The 19,110-nt window shown below is 70.8% G+C and carries 13 protein-coding genes; 6 read left to right on the forward strand and 7 right to left on the reverse strand.

All coding sequences use genetic code 11. The features are described 5' to 3' along the window. The first annotated feature begins 10 nt into the window (after positions 1-10). From purH to ACH3VR_RS09370, 5 genes are all read left to right on the forward strand, one after another. On the forward strand, positions 11-1,618 hold the full coding sequence (gene purH, locus ACH3VR_RS09350; protein WP_396640515.1) for a bifunctional phosphoribosylaminoimidazolecarboxamide formyltransferase/IMP cyclohydrolase: 1,608 nt from the start codon (positions 11-13) through the stop codon (positions 1,616-1,618). 81 nt (positions 1,619-1,699) lie between these two features. After that, positions 1,700-3,244: an AlkA N-terminal domain-containing protein gene (locus ACH3VR_RS09355; protein WP_396640516.1), complete on the forward strand. Its 1,545-nt coding sequence runs from the start codon at positions 1,700-1,702 to the stop codon at positions 3,242-3,244. Beyond that, positions 3,241-3,735 carry a methylated-DNA--[protein]-cysteine S-methyltransferase gene (locus ACH3VR_RS09360; RefSeq protein WP_396640517.1) on the forward strand — a complete coding sequence of 165 codons (495 nt, stop codon included), beginning with the start codon at positions 3,241-3,243 and terminating at the stop codon, positions 3,733-3,735. Before ACH3VR_RS09355 ends, ACH3VR_RS09360 begins: the two co-directional genes overlap by 4 nt. Positions 3,736-4,073: 338 nt before the next feature. Further along, positions 4,074-5,978, forward strand: a complete 1,905-nt coding sequence (locus ACH3VR_RS09365; protein WP_396640518.1) for an ABC transporter ATP-binding protein — start codon at positions 4,074-4,076, stop codon at positions 5,976-5,978. Beyond that, positions 5,975-7,792 (forward strand): ABC transporter ATP-binding protein, encoded by a 1,818-nt coding sequence (locus ACH3VR_RS09370; protein WP_396640519.1) that lies wholly within the window; start codon positions 5,975-5,977, stop codon positions 7,790-7,792. The genes ACH3VR_RS09365 and ACH3VR_RS09370 overlap by 4 nt, the downstream gene beginning before the upstream one ends. A gap of 140 nt (positions 7,793-7,932) precedes the next feature. On the opposite strand, the gene ACH3VR_RS09375 is transcribed toward ACH3VR_RS09370, so the two are convergent. After that, positions 7,933-8,781, reverse strand: coding sequence for an endonuclease domain-containing protein (locus tag ACH3VR_RS09375; RefSeq protein WP_396640520.1), 849 nt, complete (start codon positions 8,779-8,781; stop codon positions 7,933-7,935). 183 nt (positions 8,782-8,964) lie between these two features. Continuing rightward, positions 8,965-9,417, reverse strand: a complete 453-nt coding sequence (locus ACH3VR_RS09380; protein WP_396640521.1) for a GNAT family N-acetyltransferase — start codon at positions 9,415-9,417, stop codon at positions 8,965-8,967. A gap of 131 nt (positions 9,418-9,548) precedes the next feature. On the opposite strand from ACH3VR_RS09380, the gene ACH3VR_RS09385 reads away from it, so the two are divergent. Further along, a complete protein-coding gene (locus ACH3VR_RS09385) occupies positions 9,549-11,768 on the forward strand; it encodes an NADP-dependent isocitrate dehydrogenase (protein WP_396640522.1) in 2,220 nt (739 codons plus the stop codon). 54 nt (positions 11,769-11,822) lie between these two features. Here ACH3VR_RS09385 and ACH3VR_RS09390 read toward each other — a convergent pair whose 3' ends face one another. From ACH3VR_RS09390 to ACH3VR_RS09410, 5 genes are read right to left on the reverse strand one after another with little or no spacing between them, the layout of a single operon-like run. Next, entirely contained in the window at positions 11,823-13,898 is a 2,076-nt protein-coding gene (locus ACH3VR_RS09390; RefSeq protein WP_396640523.1) for a beta-galactosidase, read from the reverse strand. Further along, complete coding sequence (locus ACH3VR_RS09395) at positions 13,895-14,809, reverse strand: N-acetylglucosamine kinase (RefSeq protein ID WP_396640524.1); 915 nt, start codon at positions 14,807-14,809, stop codon at positions 13,895-13,897. Before ACH3VR_RS09395 ends, ACH3VR_RS09390 begins: the two co-directional genes overlap by 4 nt. Continuing rightward, positions 14,806-15,762 (reverse strand): glycoside hydrolase family 113, encoded by a 957-nt coding sequence (locus ACH3VR_RS09400; protein ID WP_396640525.1) that lies wholly within the window; start codon positions 15,760-15,762, stop codon positions 14,806-14,808. The genes ACH3VR_RS09395 and ACH3VR_RS09400 overlap by 4 nt, the downstream gene beginning before the upstream one ends. Further along, entirely contained in the window at positions 15,759-18,257 is a 2,499-nt protein-coding gene (locus ACH3VR_RS09405; RefSeq protein WP_396640526.1) for a glycoside hydrolase family 2 protein, read from the reverse strand. The genes ACH3VR_RS09400 and ACH3VR_RS09405 overlap by 4 nt, the downstream gene beginning before the upstream one ends. Continuing rightward, on the reverse strand, positions 18,254-19,078 hold the full coding sequence (locus ACH3VR_RS09410) for a carbohydrate ABC transporter permease (protein ID WP_397556495.1): 825 nt from the start codon (positions 19,076-19,078) through the stop codon (positions 18,254-18,256). Before ACH3VR_RS09410 ends, ACH3VR_RS09405 begins: the two co-directional genes overlap by 4 nt. Between the last annotated feature and the right edge of the window lie 32 nt (positions 19,079-19,110).

Genomic DNA, 19,110 nt, shown 5'->3' on the forward strand with positions numbered 1-19,110 from the left:
GAGCCTTCGCATGGCCGGCCCCAGCCACGACCCGTCCCTCTATCGCGACCGCGATGTCGTCGCGATCCGCCGCGCACTCGTGTCGGTGAGCGACAAGACCGACCTGCTGACGCTCGGCCAGGCGCTGCACGCCGCGGGCGTCGAGATCGTGTCGACCGGCGGCTCGGCCGCGCTCCTGCGCGATGCCGGCCTCCCCGTCGTCGACGTCGCGAGCGTCACGGGCTTCCCCGAGTCGCTCGACGGGCGCGTGAAGACGCTGCACCCGGGCGTGCACGCGGGCCTGCTCGCCGACCTCCGGCTCGAGGACCACGTGCAGCAGCTCGCCGAGCTCGGCATCGAGCCCTTCGAGCTCGTCGTGGTCAACCTGTATCCGTTCGTCGAGACCGTCGCCTCGGGCGCCCAGGGCAACGACGTCGTCGAGCAGATCGACATCGGCGGGCCCGCCATGGTGCGCGCGTCGGCGAAGAACTTCGCGAACGTCGCGATCGTGGTCTCGCCGGAGTCCTACCCCGCCGTCATCGACGCGCTCGGCACGGGCGGCACGACGCTCTCGCAGCGCCGCGAGCTCGCGGCGCGGGCGTTCACGCACACGGCGCAGTACGACCGCGCCGTCGCGACGTGGTTCGCCGAGGGCACGCTGACCGAGAGCGACGACCTCCCGCAGCACCTCACGATCAAGGCCGAGCGCCTCGCGACGCTGCGCTACGGCGAGAACTCCCACCAGCGCGCCGCGATCTACACGCGCGCCGGCGGACACGGCATCGCCCAGGCCACCCAGCTGCAGGGCAAAGAGATGTCGTACAACAACTACGTCGATGCCGACGCCGCGCTGCGGGCGGCCTTCGACATGGTCAAGCCCGCCGTCGCGATCATCAAGCACGCCAATCCCTGCGGCATCGCGGTCGCGGCCCCCAACGCCCTCGACCCCATCGCCAGCGCCCACCTGCGCGCGCACGAGTGCGACCCCGTCTCGGCGTTCGGCGGCGTCATCGCGGCGAACCGCACCATCACGCTGAAGATGGCCGAGAACCTGCGCGACATCTTCACCGAGGTCATCATCGCGCCGGACTTCGAGCGCGAGGCGCTCGAGGTGTTCAAGCTCAAGAAGAACCTCCGCGTGCTTCAGCTCCCCGCCGACTGGCGCGAGGAGCGGATGGACGTCCGGCTCGTGTCGGGCGGACTCCTGCTTCAGGACGCCGATCGGTTCCCCGACGACATCGACTCGGTCGCGAAGGACTGGCAGCTCGTGTCGGGCGAGCGCCCCGCCGAGGAGGAGATGACCGACCTCATCTTCGCGTGGAAGGCCTGCCGCGCCGTCAAGTCGAACGCCATCGTGCTCGCCAAGAACTCGGCGACCGTCGGCATCGGAATGGGCCAGGTCAACCGCGTCGACTCGTGCCGGCTCGCGGTCGAGCGGGCCGGAGACCGCGCCGCCGGCTCGGTCGCGGCATCCGATGCCTTCTTCCCCTTCGCCGACGGCCCGCAGATCCTCCTCGAGGCGGGCATCCGCGCGATCATCCAGCCGGGCGGCTCGGTGCGCGACGCCGAGGTCGTCGAGGCGGCACAGGATGCCGGGGTGACGATGTTCTTCACCGGGGAGCGCCACTTCTTCCACTGAGCCTGAACGGGCGACGGTTGCGGAAACCACCGTGTCCGTTTTCCGCCAGCCGGTGTCGGTGGGGCGTGTCAGGCTAGGGGCATGAGCAGCTCCGCGCCGACCATCGCGTCGATGTCGTTCGACGAGCGGTATCGCGTCATCCAGTCGCGCGATCCCCGCTTCGACGGGCAGTTCGTGACGGCCGTGCGCTCGACCGGCATCTACTGCCGTCCGAGCTGTCCCGCGCGCACGCCCAAGGAATCGAACGTCACGTTCTACGCGACGAGCGCGGCCGCGCACGAGGCCGGCTACCGCGCCTGCAAGCGCTGTCTGCCCGAAGCGGCACCCGGGTCGCCGGCATGGAACCTCCGCGGCGACACGACGGCCCGCGCCATGCGGCTCATCGCCGACGGCGTCGTCGAGCGAGAGGGCGTGCCCGGGCTCGCGCACCGCCTCGGCTATTCGCCGCGTCACCTGACGCGCCTCCTCACCGCCGAGCTCGGCGCGGGGCCGCTCGCGCTCAGTCGCGCGCATCGCGCCCACACGGCGCGCATGCTGCTGGTCGGCACCGACCTGCCCGCATCCGACGTCGCGTTCTCGGCGGGGTTCGCGAGCGTGCGGCAGTTCAACGACACCGTCCGCGAGGTGTTCGGCATGGCTCCGCTCGAGCTCCGCGCTCGCCGTCGGCACCCCGGCCCGCGATCGGCGGTCGAGAGCGTCGCTCCCGGGTCGATCGACCTCGTGCTGCCGCACCGCGGCCCCTTCGACGCTGACGGCCTGTTCGCGTGGATGATCGCGCGCGCCGTACCCGGGGTCGAGGTCGCGACGCCCACGTCGTACGCCCGCACGCTCATGCTCGGCGGAGGGCCGGCCTGGTTCGAGCTGCGCCTCGATGACCAGGCGCATCTGCGGCTGCGCACGCGGCTCTCGGCGCTGCGCGACCTCCCCGTGCTGGTCGCCCGCGTGCGCCGGCTGTTCGACCTCGACGCCGACCCGATCGCCGTCGACGACGCACTGGCTCGGCAGCCCGAGCTCGCGCCGCTCGTCGCGGGCGTGCCGGGCATCCGGGTGCCCGGAGCCGCCGACCCGCACGAGATGCTCGTCCGCGCGATGGTCGGTCAGCAGATCACGGTGTCGGCCGCCCGCACGGCCCTGACGGCCCTGACCGAGGCGCTCGGCGAGCGGATCGACGGGTTCGAGGGTACGCATCTGCTCTTCCCCACGATGGCCGCGATTGCCGAGCGTGGGCGCGAGGTCCTCCGCGGCCCGGCCGCCCGCACGAACGCGCTCGTCGGGGCGGCCGCGGCGCTCGCGGACGGCAGCCTCACCCTGACGGCGGGCGACGACGGCGCCGAGCAGCGCGCCGCGCTCCTGGCGATGCCCGGCATCGGCCCGTGGACCGCCGATTACGTGCGCATGCGCGTGCTCGGCGACCCCGATGTGCTCTTGCCGGGAGACGTCGCCGCGAGAGCCGGTGCAGCGGCATCCGGAATCCCGTCCGATCCGACGGGACTGGTGGCATGGGCCGCGCGCACCGCCCCGTGGCGCAGCTACCTCACGGCGCACCTCTGGCGCGCCGCCCCCACCACCCGCACCCGACGCGCCCCGAACGTGCGCACCCCGATCCTCGGCAAGGAGAAGCCATGACCACTGCGACGATCCAGACGATCGACACCCCCGACGGAGCCTTCACGATCGTGGCCGACGACCGCGGACGCGTGCTCGCCTCGGGCTGGACGGCCGACCCCGACTCGGCGCTTGCGCGCATCAGCCCGAGGCTGCGTCCGGCAGACGTCGTCGAGGGCGAGACGGATGCCGCGGCCGCGGCCCGCGCCTACTACGAGGGCGACCTCGAGGCCATCGACTCCGTCGAGGTCGCCCAGACCGGCACCGGACTCCAGCTCGCCGGCTGGAGCGCACTCCGGTCGATCACGCCCGGTGCGCCGCTGACCTACACCGAGTTCGCGGCGGCTCTCGGCCAGCCGAGCGCCGTGCGCGCCGCGGCATCCATCTGCGCGCGCAACGCCCCCGCGCTGTTCGTGCCCTGCCACCGCGTGCTGCGCAGCGACGGCACGCTCGGCGGCTTCGCATGGGGCCTCGACGTCAAGCGCTCGCTCCTCTCCCGCGAGGCCGCGTGAGCTCGCGCTGAATCCGACCTTGCACTCAGCGGACTCCCAGGCTTAGGCTGGAGGGCTGTCGCGCGTTCGCGCGGCATCCCACGATCCGAGGAGGAAGTCATGTACCAGGCCGCCATCGCCATCAAGCCGGTCGCTTCCTTCCTCGCGGCGCGCGTTCCGGCCGGCACGCGCCGCATCGGCGTCGAAGGCACGCAGCACTGATCAGTGCCGCGGGTCCGGCATAGCGCCCGACCCGCCAGCGTTCTTCTCGACAGACCGGTTCTCCGGCCCTCCTCTGCGCCTCGGCGCTCCTCGCTGTTCCGTCGCGACGCCGCGACATCCGTCACCCCGCAAGGATCATGACCACCACCGCTTCGCCCTCCCACCTTTCCACTCCTCGCGCATTGGCGAGGCTTCTGCCGTTCGCGCGGCCCGTGCTGCCGAGGCTCATCCTCGGTGCCCTCAGCGCGCTCGCGGCGAGCCTCGTCGCGCTCACCATCCCGCTCGTGCTCGAGGCGGTCGTCGGCGGCCCCATCGCCTCCGGCGACATGACTCAGATCCTCTGGGGCGTCGCCGCCGTGCTCGCGCTCGGTCTCGCCGAGGCGGCGTTCGTGTGGGTGCGCCGCTGGTTCGTGCTGACGCCCTCGACGCGCATCGAGTACGAGCTGCGCACGGGCCTGTACGAGCGCCTGCAGCGCCTGCCCGTCGCCTTCCACGACCGCTGGCAGTCGGGGCAGCTCCTCAGCCGGATGATGCAGGACATCAGCCTCATCCGGCGCTGGCTCGCGTTCGGCGTCATCCTGCTCGTCGTCAACGTCATCACGATCTTCGTCGGATCGCTCATCCTGTTCCGCTGGCACTGGGCGCTCGGCACGATCTTCCTCCTCTGCTCGCTGCCGCTGTGGTACGCCGGCTATCGGTTCGAGAAGCGGTACGGCGCCCTCACACGGCAGAGCCAGGATCAGGCGGGCGACCTCGCCACGGCCGTCGAGGAGAGCGTTCACGGCATCCGCGTGCTCAAGGCCTTCGGGCGCGGCAAGCACGCGCTCACGAAGTTCGCGCGTCAGGCCGAGACCCTCCGCGAGACCGAGCTCGACAAGGCCCGCGCGGTCGGCCTCATCTGGTTCTGGCTCGTGCTGCTCCCCGATATCGCGTTCGCGCTGTGCCTCGCGGCGGGCATCGCGCTGAGCGCGCTCGGTCAGCTCACCGTCGCCGAGCTGTTCGCGTTCTTCGCGATGGCGACAGTGCTGCGCTGGCCGATGGAGTCCATCGGCTTCCTGTTCTCGTTCCTCCTCGACGCGCGCACCGCGACCGACCGGGTGTTCGAGGTGCTCGACGAGCAGAACACGATCACCGATCCGGCCGAGCCCGTGTCGATCCGCGCGCCGCGCGGAGAGCTCGCGTTCGAGGGCGCCCACTTCCGGTATCAGGATGCTCCCGCCTCGCAGCGCGATCTGCTCGACGGAGTCGACCTCGTCCTGCACCCGGGGGAGACCATGGCGCTCGTCGGGCTCACGGGCTCGGGCAAGACGACGCTCACGACACTGCCGACGCGCCTGTACGACGTGACGGCCGGGCGCGTGACGCTCGACGGCGTCGACGTGCGGGACCTGACGCTCGTCGAGCTGCGCACGCACATCTCGATGGCGTTCGAGGACGCGACCCTCTTCTCGTCGTCGGTGCGCGAGAACGTGCTGCTCGGTCGCGACGACCTGCAGCCGGGCACGCCCGAGGCCGACGAGGCGCTCCGCGAGGCGCTCGCCGTCGCGCAGGCGGGCTTCGTGTACGAGCTCCCCGACGGCGTCGACACCGTCATCGGCGAGGAGGGGCTCTCGCTCTCGGGTGGGCAGCGCCAGCGGCTCGCGCTCGCGCGTGCCGTCGCGGCCAAGCCTGCCGTGCTCGTGCTCGACGACCCGCTGTCGGCGCTCGACGTCGAGACCGAGGCGCTCGTCGAGGAGGCGCTGCGCCAGGTGCTGGCCGACACGACCGCGCTCATCGTGGCTCACCGGCCCTCGACCGTCGCACTCGCCGACCGCGTCGCGCTGCTCGAAGGCGGTCGCGTGACGGCCGTCGGCGAGCATTCCGAACTGCTGCGCACGAGCGAGCACTACCGGCACGTGATCTCGAGCCTCGAGGACGCCGACCGACAGGCGAAGGCACCCGCGGCGGACCGCGAGATGCGCGAACAGGCGGACCGGCAGGAGCGCGAACCGCTCGACATCGACGAACTGAGACAGGACGAAGCGAAGGAGGTGGCACTGTGACCACCGCGACCGTCACCGGCACGAGCGGCGAGGACCGCTCCGACTACACACGCGAGGAGAGCCGGCAGATCCGGCGCCGCTCGCTGCGTCTGCTCGGCTCGCTCGTGAGCCCGCTGCGCTGGCAGCTCGTCCTCGCGGCGGCCGTGCTCGTCGTCTCGACGATCCTCCGCGTCATCGGCCCCGCGCTCATCGCGTACGGCATCGACACGGCGCTCCCGGCCGTCGTCGAAGAGGCCGACTGGATGCCGACGATCATGGTCGTCGCGGTCTACCTGGTCTCCGCGTTCGGCGGCGCCGCCCTCATCGGGTGGTACGTCCTGGTCGCGGCGCGCCTCACGCAGGCGGTCATGCTGGCTCTGCGCAAGCGGATCTTCCTGCACACGCAGCGGCTGAGCCTCGAGTTCCACGAGTCGTACACGTCGGGCCGCATCATCTCGCGGCAGACGAGCGACCTCGACTCGATCCGCGAGCTCCTGGACGGCGGGCTCAACGAGCTCGTGTCGGGTCTGCTGTACGGCGGGTTCACGCTCGTCGCGCTGCTGCTCCTCGACTGGCAGTCGGGTGTCATCCTCGTCGTCATGGGCATCCCGCTGCTGCTGCTCATGCGGTGGTTCTACCTGCGATCGCAGCTGGCGTACCGCCAGTCGCGCGTCGTCAGCGCGAAGGTCATCGTGCACTTCGTCGAGACGATGACGGGCATCCGCGCCGTGAAGGCGTTCCGCAAGGAGCCCCGCAACGACGACGAGTTCGGCGAGCTGTCGGGCCAGTACCGCGACGTCAACCTGCGCTCGATCCGCCTGTTCGGCACCTTCGAGCCCGGCCTCATGGCGGTGTCGGCGTTCTCGCTCGCGCTCGTGCTGCTGTGGGGCGGATTCCGGGTCGCGACGGGGGCGCTCGAGGTCGGCGTGCTGTTGGCCGCGGTCCTGTACGTCCGCAACTTCTTCTCGCCGATCGGGGAGGTCGCGTTCTTCCTGAACTCGTACCAGTCCGCGACGGCGGCGCTCGAGAAGGTGTCGGGGGTGCTCGAGGAGGAGCCGACGGTTCCCGACCCCGTGAACCCGGTCGACCTGTGGACCGCGCGCGGCCACGTGCACTTCGACGGCGTGACGTTCGGGTACAACGGCGAGCGCACAGTGCTGCCCGACTTCACCCTCGACATCCCGGCAGGCCAGACCATCGCCCTCGTCGGCACGACGGGAGCCGGCAAGTCGACACTCGCCAAGCTCGTGTCGCGGTTCTACGATCCGACCGTCGGCCGGGTGACGCTCGACGGCGTCGACCTGCGGTCGCTGCACCCGAAGGACCTTCGCCGCGCCATCGTCATGGTGACGCAGGAGGCCTACCTGTTCAGCGGGTCGGTCGCCGACAACATCGCGCTCGGCAAGCCGGATGCGACGCTTGAGGAGATCAAGGCGGCGGCGCGCGCCGTCGGCGCGGACTCCTTCATCGAGCAGCTCCCGGACGGCTACGGCACCGACGTCAACAAGCGCGGCGGTCGCGTGTCGGCGGGTCAGCGCCAGCTGATCTCGTTCGCGCGCGCGTTCCTGGCCGACCCCGCGGTGCTCATCCTCGACGAGGCGACGGCGTCGCTCGATATCCCGAGCGAGCGCCTCATCCAGGACGCGCTGCAGACGCTCCTGGCCGACCGCACGGCGATCATCATCGCGCACCGCCTCTCGACGGTCGCGATCGCCGATCGCGTGCTCGTCATGGAGTACGGCCGCATCGTCGAGGACGACAGCCCCGCGCACCTCATCGGCGGCACGGGCAAGTTCGCCCGGCTGCACGCCGCCTGGCGCGAGTCGTTGGTCTGACCCGGTTCTCGCGGATGGATGTCGCGGCCCGCGCTTCGGCGCCGGGCCGCGGCATCCCTCTGCGTGACCTCGGTCGGAGAATCAGGCCTTCGTCGGAGGATTGAGGCGGAATGCTCCGACGAGCGACCATTCCTCCGACGTCACGCCGCTCGGTGCGCGCCGGCGGCGATCGCCCGAGCGATCGTGCGCTCCACACTCGGCCAATCGTGGATGACTTGCGCGTAGGTGAAGCGCAGGACGGTATAGCCGCGCAGGATGAGCTCGGCGTCGTTCGCGACATCCTGGGTCCGCTGCGCCGACGTGGAGTGGTTCGCGAAGCCGTCGATCTGGACCACGAGCCGCTCCCCGATGAGCAGATCGACCCGGTGTCCGGCGAGCACGATCTGCTGACGGATCGGGATGCCCCACGGTGTCAGTCGAACCAGGACGAGCGTCTCGAGGCCTGAATCCGACAATCCGTTGATGCTCTGCGCGCACTCCCTTGCTGCGACCGACGTCCATCTGACGCGCCGGAGGGCGTCGACGGAGAGACGCTCTCGGCGAACGGCCGACTCCCAGATCACAAGGGCGGACTCCCGCGTCACGCATCCGGAGATGTGGGCGAGTGCGTTCTCGGGAGAGTCGACCAGCTGTCGCGCGGGAGCCGGTGCGATCGAGCGGCGCCAGTGCACCACTGTGTCGTCGTCTTCGGCGAGCTGCGGTGCGCGTGCGTGGGGATTGACCCAGAGATGGGGCTTCTCGTCCACCTCCTCCGGAATCCACCATCCGTTTCGGCGGGCGAGTGAGATGCAACTGACACGCGCGCCCGTGCTCGCGGCCTTGACGAGCAGGGAGTCCGCGCTGTCGGTCGCGAGCCACTGACGACGGACGACGCTGACCGCGCCCGCTGCGATCGCCTGGCGCTGCGCAGAGGCGCCGAATCCGGCGGATGTCGCCGTTTCGCGGTGGGCGATGCCGTCCCGGGTGCCGAGCCATTCGGAGATGTCCATCCGCCCACGGTGCGACGGCTATCGAGGCGCGCGTGGCAGAACCCTGGAGGTTGTGGATGCGCGGGCGGTCCCGTGCCTTCGGGAGGAGAAGGCACGTCGGAGGAATCAGCCGACGTCGGAGCGATCGATCGGATTCCTCCGACGATGGCCGAATTCTCCGACTGGGCCCCGGCCCGGGCCGGGCTAGAGCCGGATCTCGGCGATGACCTCGCCGTACTCCGTCTCGCCGACGGGCGTGAACCCGACGCGCTGGAAGAACGCCTCGGGGCCGCCCTCGCCGGCCTCGTAGATGACGTCGACGTGGTCCTTGCCGCGCTTGCGCGCCTCTTCGAGGAGCTTCTCCACGGCGAACCGGCCGACGCCGCGGCCCTGGTCGTCGGCGTCGACGTTGATGCGCCACAGCACGGAGCGGAAGTGCTCCTCCGGAGCGTCGTCGTCGAAGTTCGCGCTGACGAAGCCGACGACCTCGTCTCCGTCGAGCACGACACGCTGCCAGGCGGTCGCGGGGTTCGCGACGGCGCCGGCGACGGCGTAGGAGATGGGCGCGAGGAACTGTTCCTGGCCCGGCTTGAGAGAGAGGTTGTTGACGGCCACGATCGTGCTCGCCGACAGTTCCACAAGTCGCAGGTCACCCATAGCGCACAGGTTAGCGGGGATCAGCGGCATCCGGCACGCTCGAGTCCTGGTGCTACGGAGAAGTATCTCGATGTCAAGACAATTTGGCGCTTGCGATAGGCTGGGCCGGCGACCCGAACGGAGACTTCCTGGTGACCGAATCGACCATCATCTACACGCACACCGACGAGGCGCCCGCTCTCGCGACTGCGTCGTTCCTGCCGATCATCCAGGCGGTCACGCGCCCGGCCGACGTCACCGTCGAGACGCGTGACATCTCGCTCGCGGGGCGCATCCTCGCGGCCTTCCCGCAGAACCTCACCCCCGAGCAGCAGGTGGGCGACGCGCTCGCCGAGCTCGGCGGCCTCGCGACCCTGCCCGAGGCCAACATCATCAAGCTCCCCAACATCTCGGCCTCGATCCCGCAGCTCAAGGCCGCGATCGCCGAGCTGCAGAGCCAGGGCTACGACATCCCGGACTACCCGGACGAGGCGGACTCGATCGAGCAGAAGGACGTCCGCGCCCGCTACGACCGGATCAAGGGCTCGGCGGTCAACCCCGTCCTCCGCGAGGGCAACAGCGATCGCCGCGCACCGCTGTCGGTGAAGAACTACGCCCGCAAGCATCCCCACCGCAACAAGGCGTTCCCCGAGGGGTCGAAGACGCGCGTCGCGACGATGGGCCACGACGACTTCAAGAGCAACGAGAAGTCGTGGGTCGCTGCGCACGACGACGTCCTGACCATCCGCCACGTCGCCGCCGACGGCACCGTGACGGTGCTCAAGGACGGCCTCAAGGTGCTGCCGCGCGAGATCATCGACGCGACATTCCTGTCGGCCTCGGCACTCGACGCGTTCCTCGCCGAGACGCTCGAGACGGCCAAGGCCGAGAACCTCCTCTACTCCGTGCACCTCAAGGCCACGATGATGAAGGTCAGCGACCCGATCATCTTCGGCCACGTCGTCAAGGCGTTCTTCGGCGACGTCTTCGACCGCTACGGCGAGCAGATCGCCGAGGCCGGCCTCACCCCCAACAACGGGCTGGGCTCGATCCTCGCCGGCCTCGGCGGTGTCGAGGGCGGCGACCAGATCGCGTCCGCGATCGAGGCCGACCTGAAGCGCGGCCCGCGCCTGTCGTACGTCAACTCCGACAAGGGCATCACGAACCTGCACGTCCCTTCGGATGTCATCGTGGATGCCTCGATGCCTGCGCTGATCCGCAACGGCGGCAAGCTGTGGGGCGTCGACGGCGGCGAGGACGACACGCTCGCCGTCATCCCGGACTCGTCGTACGCCGGCGTCTACCAGGCCGTCATCGACGACGTGATCGCCAACGGCCCCCTCGACCCGACGACGATCGGCACGGTCCCCAACGTGGGTCTCATGGCGCAGGCGGCCGAGGAGTACGGCAGCCACGACAAGACGTTCGAGATCGCCGCGGCCGGCACGGTGCAGATCGTGGACTCCGAGGGCGAGGTCGTCATCGAGCACGAGGTGCAGCAGGGCGACATCTGGCGCGCGACCCAGACGAAGTACCTGCCCGTCGTCGACTGGGTGCGCCTCGCCGTCAGCCGCGCGCGCGCCACGGGTGCGCCGGCGGTGTTCTGGCTCGACGTCAACCGGTCCCACGACGCGCAGATCATCGCGAAGGTCTACCAGGCGCTCGCGACGCTCGACACCCACGGCGTGCAGATCACGATCCTCGCGCCGGCAGAGGCGGCGCGCTACACGCTCGCGCGCCTCCGCCACGGTCTCGACACGATCTCGGTCACCGGCAACGTGCTGCGCGACTACCTCACCGACCTCTTCCCGATCCTCGAGGTCGGCACGTCGGCCAAGATGCTCAGCATCGTGCCGCTCCTCGCCGGCGGCGGCCTCTTCGAGACCGGCGCGGGGGGCTCGGCACCGAAGCACGTGCAGCAGCTCCTCGAGGAGGACTACCTGCGCTGGGACTCGCTGGGCGAGTTCTTCGCGCTCGCAGCGTCGCTCGAGCACCTCGCGGGCTTCACCGGCAACGCCAAGGCGCAGGTCCTCGCCGACACGCTGGACGCCGCGACGGGCACGTTCCTCGAGAACGACAAGTCGCCGGGCCGCGCCCTCGGCACGATCGACAACCGCGGCAGCCACTTCTACCTCGCGCTGTACTGGGTGCAGGAGCTCGCGAAGCAGGATGCCGATCCCGAGCTCGCCGCCGTGTTCGCGCCCGTCGCCGAGGCCCTCGCGGCGCAGGAGCAGACGATCGTCGACGAGCTCCTCGCGGTGCAGGGCTCGCCCGTCGAGATCGGCGGCTATTACCACCCCGACACGGAGCTCGTGAGCACCGTCATGCGCCCGTCGGCGACGTTCAACGGGGTCATCGACGCGCTGCGCTGAGTCTCCGAGACGGGAGAGAAGAGCGGATGCCCCGACCCGGGGCATCCGCTCTTCTCATTCCGCCTCCCGCACGACCGCGACGGCTCCGGCGGGCAGGGCCAGGCTGCCGGTCACGGGGGTCGATCCCACGAGTTCGTACCCGCTCGCCGGGAGGACGGCATCCGTGTCGCCGTGGTTGATGAGGAACAGCCAGGATGCCTCGCGGCCGACCCGTCGCAGGGCCTCGACGCCCGCCACGACGGGCACGTTCGCGCGGACTCCGGATGCCGCAACGACGCCCTCGACGAGGTCCTCGAAGCCGTCGCGGAGGTCGGCCGAGACGTACCAGGCCTCGCCCGCGCCGACCCGCCGCCGCGTGACGGCGGGAAGCCCCGCGAGCGGACCCGTGGCGTAGGCGTCGACGATCTCGGCGTCGACGGCGCGCAGGCGCTCGGTCCAGTCGACCGCGACCGCGCCGGAGGCGAGCACGACCTCTTCTCCCTCGAGCAGCGGCGCGAGTTCCTCGCCGAACACGCCGACGAGTTCGCGGAACGCGCCCGGGTAGCCGCCCGTGCGCACGCGGTTCTCCTCGTCGACGATGCCCGACAGGTGCCCGATCACCACCGTGGTGCCGGCAGCGGCGGCATCCCCGATCCGCTCCGCGAGGGCGTCGTCGACGGCGTACAGGCCGGGCACGACGAGGAGGTCGTAAGCCGTCACGGAAGCAGACGGCGCGACGACGTCGGGCACGAGCCCGCGGGCCGAGAACGCTTCGTGCCAGCGCCGGCCGGACAGCTCGATGGGGTAGCCGTTGTGCGGCTTCTCGCCCTCTTCCCACGCCCACTTCGCGGGGATGTCGGCGAGGATCGCGACACGTGACGGCTCGACGAGGCTGCCCGCGACTTCGCCGAGGCGATCCAGGATGCCGCCGAGCCGCACGACCTCGCGCCACTGCGCCGTGTCGGTGCCCGCGTGCGGCACGAGCGCGGAGTGGTATTGCTCGACGCCCGACGCCGAGGCGCGCCACTGGAAGAACAGGGCACTGTCCGAGCCGTGCGCGAGGTGCTGCACGGCATCGCGGATCGCCTCGCCCGGAACCTTCGGCGCGTTCCGGCGCTGCCAGTTGACCGCGCTGATCGACTGCTCCATCACGAGCCATGGCTTCGTGCGGTCGAGCCCGCGGGCGCGCGACGCGACGAACGCCAGCTCGCGTTCACGGTGAGGATCGGCCGCCTTCGTGTAGTGGTCGATCGCCACGACGTCGAGGTCGTCGGTCCACTGGGCGTAGTCGGCGACGCTGCCTCCGACGTCGAGCATGAGGTTCGTCGTGATCGGCGTCTCGACACCCGCGGCCCGCAGGGCGTCGCGCTCGCGGCGGAACTGGCCGAGATGCGCGTCGGAGGCGAACCGATCGAACGCGAGCAGCATCGACGGGTTGTGGCCCGACTCGCTCGCGAGCGGTGCGACGACGTCGTCGAACGTGCGATACCGCAGGCCCCACACGGCGGTGCCCCACGCACGGTTGAGGGCGTCGATCGTGCCGTAGCGCTCGCGCGTCCAGACGCGGAACGCGTCGGACGATGCGTCGCAGTAGCAGAGCCGGTTTCCGCCGCCCAGCTCGTTGCTCACGTGCCACATGCGCACGGCGGGATGCGCGCCGTAGCGCTCGCCGAGGCGGCGCGCGATGCGCGTCGAATACTCGTGCCAGGTCGGGTTGCTCGCGCACCAGCCCAGCCGGCCGCCCGGGTGATACCGGATGCCGTGGCGATCCACCGGGATGATCTCGGGGTGCGCGCGGTGCAGCCACGTCGGGGGAGCCGCGGTCGGAGTCGCGAGGTCGATGCCGATGCCGCCCTCGTGGAGGAGGCCGATCACCTCGTCGAACCAGTCCCACTCCCACACGTCGTCGTCGACCTCGAGGAACGCCCACGCGAAGACGCCGAGCGTCACGGTGTTGACGCGCGCTTCGCGCATGAGCGCGACATCCTCCCGCCAGACGGGCGGGTCCCACTGCTCGGGGTTGTAGTCGCCGCCGAACAGCAGCCGGCCGCCGAACAGCGGCTTCCCGCCGCCGAGCGGAAGCCCGCCGTCGAACAGCAGCCGGTCGTCACCGAAGAGCGGCTTCCCGCCGCCGGCCAGAAGCCCGGTCACGCGACGGCCCGGTGCACCGCCGAGGAGAGCGGATGCTGCGGCGACAGGTCGGCCAGCGCGAGGGCGCCGTCGATGCCCTCGCCGAGCGGCGCGACGAGGGTGACGTCGTACCGGTCGCGCGTCAGCTCGGCGGCGAACGCGTCGTGCAGGCGCGGCGAGCGGAAGACGCCTCCGATCGCGCAGACGGTGAAGCGCTCGTCGTCGTGGCGGCGCACGTTGTTCAGCGAAGCCGACACGCTGTGCGCGAGCTCGCGCGCCGCACGATCGCTGATCGACTGCGCCACGGGGTCACCCTCCGCCGCGAGCCGCGCCACCTCGGCGGCGAACGACGCGACGATGCGCACGCGGTCCTCCGCGGCCTGGAGGTCGATGTAGGCGAACGGCAGGTCGGGCCACAGGGCGCGCACGGGATCGGTGAGGGCCGTCCGCGGACCCCGTCCGTCGTAGGCGCGCATAACGGCGTCGAGCGCCTCGCGCCCGATCCAGTATCCGCTGCCGGCGTCGCCCATGATGTAGCCCCACCCGTCGACGCGGGAGACGGCATCCTGTCCCACAGCGAGAGTCACGACACCCGTCCCGGCGGCCACGACCGCGCCGCGCGCGTCGCCGAGCGCGCCGAGGAACGACGTCGTCGAGTCGTGCGCGAGCGACGCGGCGCGCACGCCCGTGTCGCGCACGAGCGAGAGCAGCAGTGCGGCGTCGGCGTCGCGATCCGTGAGGCCCGAGATGCCCGCCGTGACGATGTCGGGCGTCGACCCCGTGCGCGCGATCGCACCGTGTACGACGTCGGCGAGCTGCGGCAGCAGCGGCTCATGCGTGTCGATTCCCCGGAAGACGACGTCGGCGCCCTCCACCCGCACCTTCATGCCCGTCTGGCCCGCGTCGATCGCGAGCACCTGCATGCCGGTCATCGCAGCTCCCCACCGCTCATGACTGAATAGACCTCGCGGAGGTAGGCCCCCGCGGGTTTCCCGTAAGGGCAATAGTCGTCGTTCGACGCCGCTTCGCCCAGGGGGTGGAGCGCCGCGGGCCAGTCCCACAGCATGAATCCTTCGACCCACGGCCGACGCGCACACGCCTCGAACATGGCCCGATACCAGCGCAGCTGCTCGTCGCCGGAGGGCTCGCCCGCGAGGGTCCAGTCGTTGGGGCGCTGCGCCGAGCCGACGCGACTGGGGCAGCCCGCCTCCATGAAGATGAAGGGCTTCCCGGATGCCTCGACGACGGCCTCGATGCGATCGAGCTCGCGCTCCCACGCGTCTGAGGGGTAGTAGCCGCTCGACGAGACGACGTCGACGGCGTCCCACCAGGTGAGGCGGTCCTCCTGGTACTTGTCGCAGTTGTAGGTGACGAGGCCCGAGTACACGCCGCGCAGCTCGGCGATGAGGGCACGCCACTCCGCCTCGCGGGCGTCGGCGCGCACCATCTCGCAGCCGATGCAGAGCATCTCGCAGCCCTCGGCTTCGGCGAGCTCGGCGGCGTGCAGGAGGAACAGGCGGTACGACGCGAACCATTCGCCCCACGTCGGCTCGCCCGGCACGTCCTGGTCGAAGAAGCCGATGTGCGCCCGCCACGTGCCGTCCCCGCAGTTGACGACGGGCTTGAGGCACACTTTGAGCCCGAGGCGCTTGGCCTCGCGGATCGCCCACACGATCTCGTCGTCGGTCACGGTCGGCGGCTCGTCGAACGGGATCGCGGTGCTGAACGGCGTCGCCTGCACCGCCGCGTAGGCGAGTGCTGTCCAGGTGACGCCGTGCTCGGTCATCGCGGCGAGGGATGCCTCCGCCTCGGGCGTCGCCCAGGTGCCGCGTGTGCCGACCCACCCCCATGTCATGCCGCAGACGGGTCCCCCCGGAAGGCTCATCGCACCACCAGCTGGTTCGCACTGCGCAGCACCTCGGGCGCCGAGACGCGGTCCAGGTCCAGATCTCCCGAGTGTCGGATCAGGATGCCGGTGCTCTCACCGGGCAGCAGCGTGACGAGCCCGTCGGACGCGACGGCGGCCGGGTCGAGCTTGTCGGCGAGGATCGTCAGGTCGCGCACGAGGCCGCGGGCCGTCACCGTGACGAGCGTGCCGCCGTCGACGGCCGACGTCGCGACCGCGAGGTCGGCGGCGCCGAGTGCCGAGTCGCGCGGCTCGGCGAAGAACCACTCGCCGCGCACGCCGTCGATCTCGGCGACGACGAGCTCGGCCGCGGCCTCGCCGGCCGTGGCCGAGGTGGCGTCGAGCACGACGGCGGTCGTGCCGCGCGCGGCGACCTCGAGCGAGGCATCCATCCCCGCGATCACCGCGCCGTCGAACGCGAGACGGCGCACCCGGAGCGTGCCCGTCCAGGCCTCGCCGGTGTCGTTGGAGACGATCGCGGCGAGGCCGCCGTCGCGCGGCTGGATCGTGACGAGCCGCGGCGCAAAGGCCTTCCTCAGGCCGTAGAAGAGGGGCTTCGGCCGCTCGTCGCCGTCGATCGCGGCCCACGACGTGACGGGCCAGCAGTCGTTGAGCTGCCACACGATGGCGCCCTGCGTGTGCGGTGCCCACGAGCGGAAGTGCTCGAGCGCCGTGCGCACGGCGATCGCCTGGTTGAGCTGCATCGCCCAGTGCCAGGTCTCCATGTCCTCCGGCAGGCGGAAGTGCGGGAGCAGCCCGTTCGTGAGCTTGGTGTTCCCCTCCATGGCCTTCTGGTGCACGATCATGCCCGGCGACTCGGGGGTCAGCGGCGCGTCCGAGACGGAGCGGACGAGCGTGGTCCACGCCGGCGGTCCCTGCCAGCCGAACTCGGCCACGAACCGCGGCCGGTGGTCGCGGTAGGTGTGCCAGTCCCGGCGGTTCCACTGCTCCCACAGGTGCATCGAGCCGTGCAGCTCGTCGTTGGGGTGAGGCCCGGTCTGCGCCGCACCGTCCCAGCCCATGCCGGGGCTGAAGGGGCTGCCCGGCGCGTAGGGCACGTGCGGGGCGAGCTCGCCGACGAGGGCCGGGAAGAGCTCGTAGTAGTAGTGGGCGCCCCACGTCTTGCCGTCGAGGCGGAGCTTCCAGCCCCAGTCCTCGTAGCCCCAGAGGTTCTCGTTGTTGCCCGTGAGTAGCACCAGAGCGGCGTGGTGCCCCAGCCGCACGATGTTCTCGCGGGCCTCCGCCTCGACCTCGGAGCGGAGCGGCTCCTCCTCGGCGTATGCGGCGCACGCGAACAGGAAGTCCTGCCAGACGAGCAGACCCAGCTCGTCGGCGAGCTCGTAGAAGTCGTCGGACTCGTACAGCCCGCCGCCCCAGACCCGGATGAGGTTGAGGTTCGCGTCGAGCGCCTGGTCGAAGCGACGCCGCAGGCGGTCGCGCGTGATCCGCACCGTGAGGGCGTCGTCGGGGATCCAGTTGGCGCCCTTCACGAACACCGGCTGGTCGTTCACGACGAGCGTGAACGGCGTGCCCGACTCGTCGGGCGTCGTGTCCCACCGCACGTCGCGGAAGCCCACCACTCGGTGCGTCGCATCCAGCGGCTCCGGGCCGTCGCCGTGCAGCCGCACGTCGACCACGTACAGCGGCTGCTCGCCGTAGCCCGCGGGCCACCAGCGCTCGGCGGCGGACAGCTGGAGCCGCACCCGCGCCCGGTCGCCGTCCAGTTCGGCCGTGGCGGAAGGCAGGATGCCGTCGCCCAGCCCGGGGCCGTTCACGGCGACGCTGACGAAGAGGGGAGCGGATGCGGCATCCCCCGCCCGTTCGATCGTCACGTCGACCTCGATCGTGCCGCCCTCACCGGCCGGTGTCGCGACGACGCGCGTCTGCGCGAGGCGCGCCAGAGACCACGACTCGAGCCCGACCGGCTTCACGATGCCGCTCGTGTAGGTCGCGATGCCCCAGTCCCACCCGAAGCTGCACGCCGACTTGCGGAGGGCGTCGTAGGGGAGGGGATAGGGGCGCTGGCGCACGCCGAGCGCGACGCTCTGCTCGTTGGCGTAGCGGATCGGCGACCGGAACCGCACGACGAGGTCGTTGGGGCCCTCGACGAGCGCGTCGCGCACGTCGAACCGGTACGACCGGTGCTGGTTCGCCGTCGATCCGATCCCGCGGCCGTTGAGGCTGATCGCCGTGACGGTGTCGAGGCCTTCGAACACGAGGTCGGTGCGGTCGGCGTCGTCGGGCGCCCAGTCGAACCTCGTCGCGTAGGTCCAGTCGACGAGCCCGATCCACGCGAGCGCCGACTCGTTGTCGTCGAGGAACGGGTCGGGGATGCGGCCTGTGGCGAGAAGATCGGTGTGCACGCATCCGGGCACGGCAGCGTCGAGCGTGACGCCGACGAGGTCGTCGCGCACGGGCCCCGAGGCCGCGTGCAGGGTCCAGCCGTCGTGAAGCGGGCGGCGGGTGAGGGTCACTTGACTGCTCCGGAGGTCAGGCCGCGGTAGATCCACCGCTGCAGGAGGAGGAACGCGATGAGCGTCGGGATGATGACGAGGATCGTGCCGGCGGCGATGACCTCCCACTGCGCGCCGAACGGTCCCTTGAACCGGAACAGCGACGTCGAGATGAGGCCCTCGCTGGGCAGGTAGAGGAACGGCGCGTAGAACTCGTTGTACACCGCGATGCCCTTGATGATCACGACGGTCGCGATCGCGGGTCGCAGGAGCGGAAGCACGATGCGCCAGTAGATCGTCCACCGGTTGGCGCCGTCGATCATGGCGGCCTCGTCGAGCGAGATCGGGATCGACTGCATGAACTGGATGAACAGGTAGAGCGCGATGACGTCGGTGCCCATGAACAGCAGGATCAGGGCGGCCTTCGTGTCGTAGAGCCCGAGTCCGTTGACGAGCTGGAAGGTCGCGACCTGGCTCGTGACGCTCGGGATGAGCGTCGCGACGAGGAAGAGGCCCATGACGAGCTTCTTGCCGCGGAAGGCGAACCGGTCGAGGGCGTAGGCCGCCATCGTGCCGATGAACACCGTGCCGGCGAGCGAGACGACGAGCACGATCGTCGTGTTGACGAAGCCCTCGAGCATCTTGCCGCTCGTGAACGCCGTGACGAAGTTGTCGAAGTTGAGCCAGCTCGACGGCGGGGCGAACGGTCCGGTGGTGCCGTACTCCTGCTTGGTCTTGAAGCTCGCGAACAGCAGCACCGTGAGCGGGAGAAGCGTGACGATCGCCGCGACGACGAGGCTCGTGTACTTCGCGGTCTGGGCGCTCATCGAGCGCACGCGCATGCCGAGCGTCAGACCGCCGACCGGGCCGCGAG

It is taken from the genome of Microbacterium alkaliflavum (genome assembly GCF_044325405.1).
GTDB lineage: Bacteria > Actinomycetota > Actinomycetes > Actinomycetales > Microbacteriaceae > Microbacterium > Microbacterium alkaliflavum.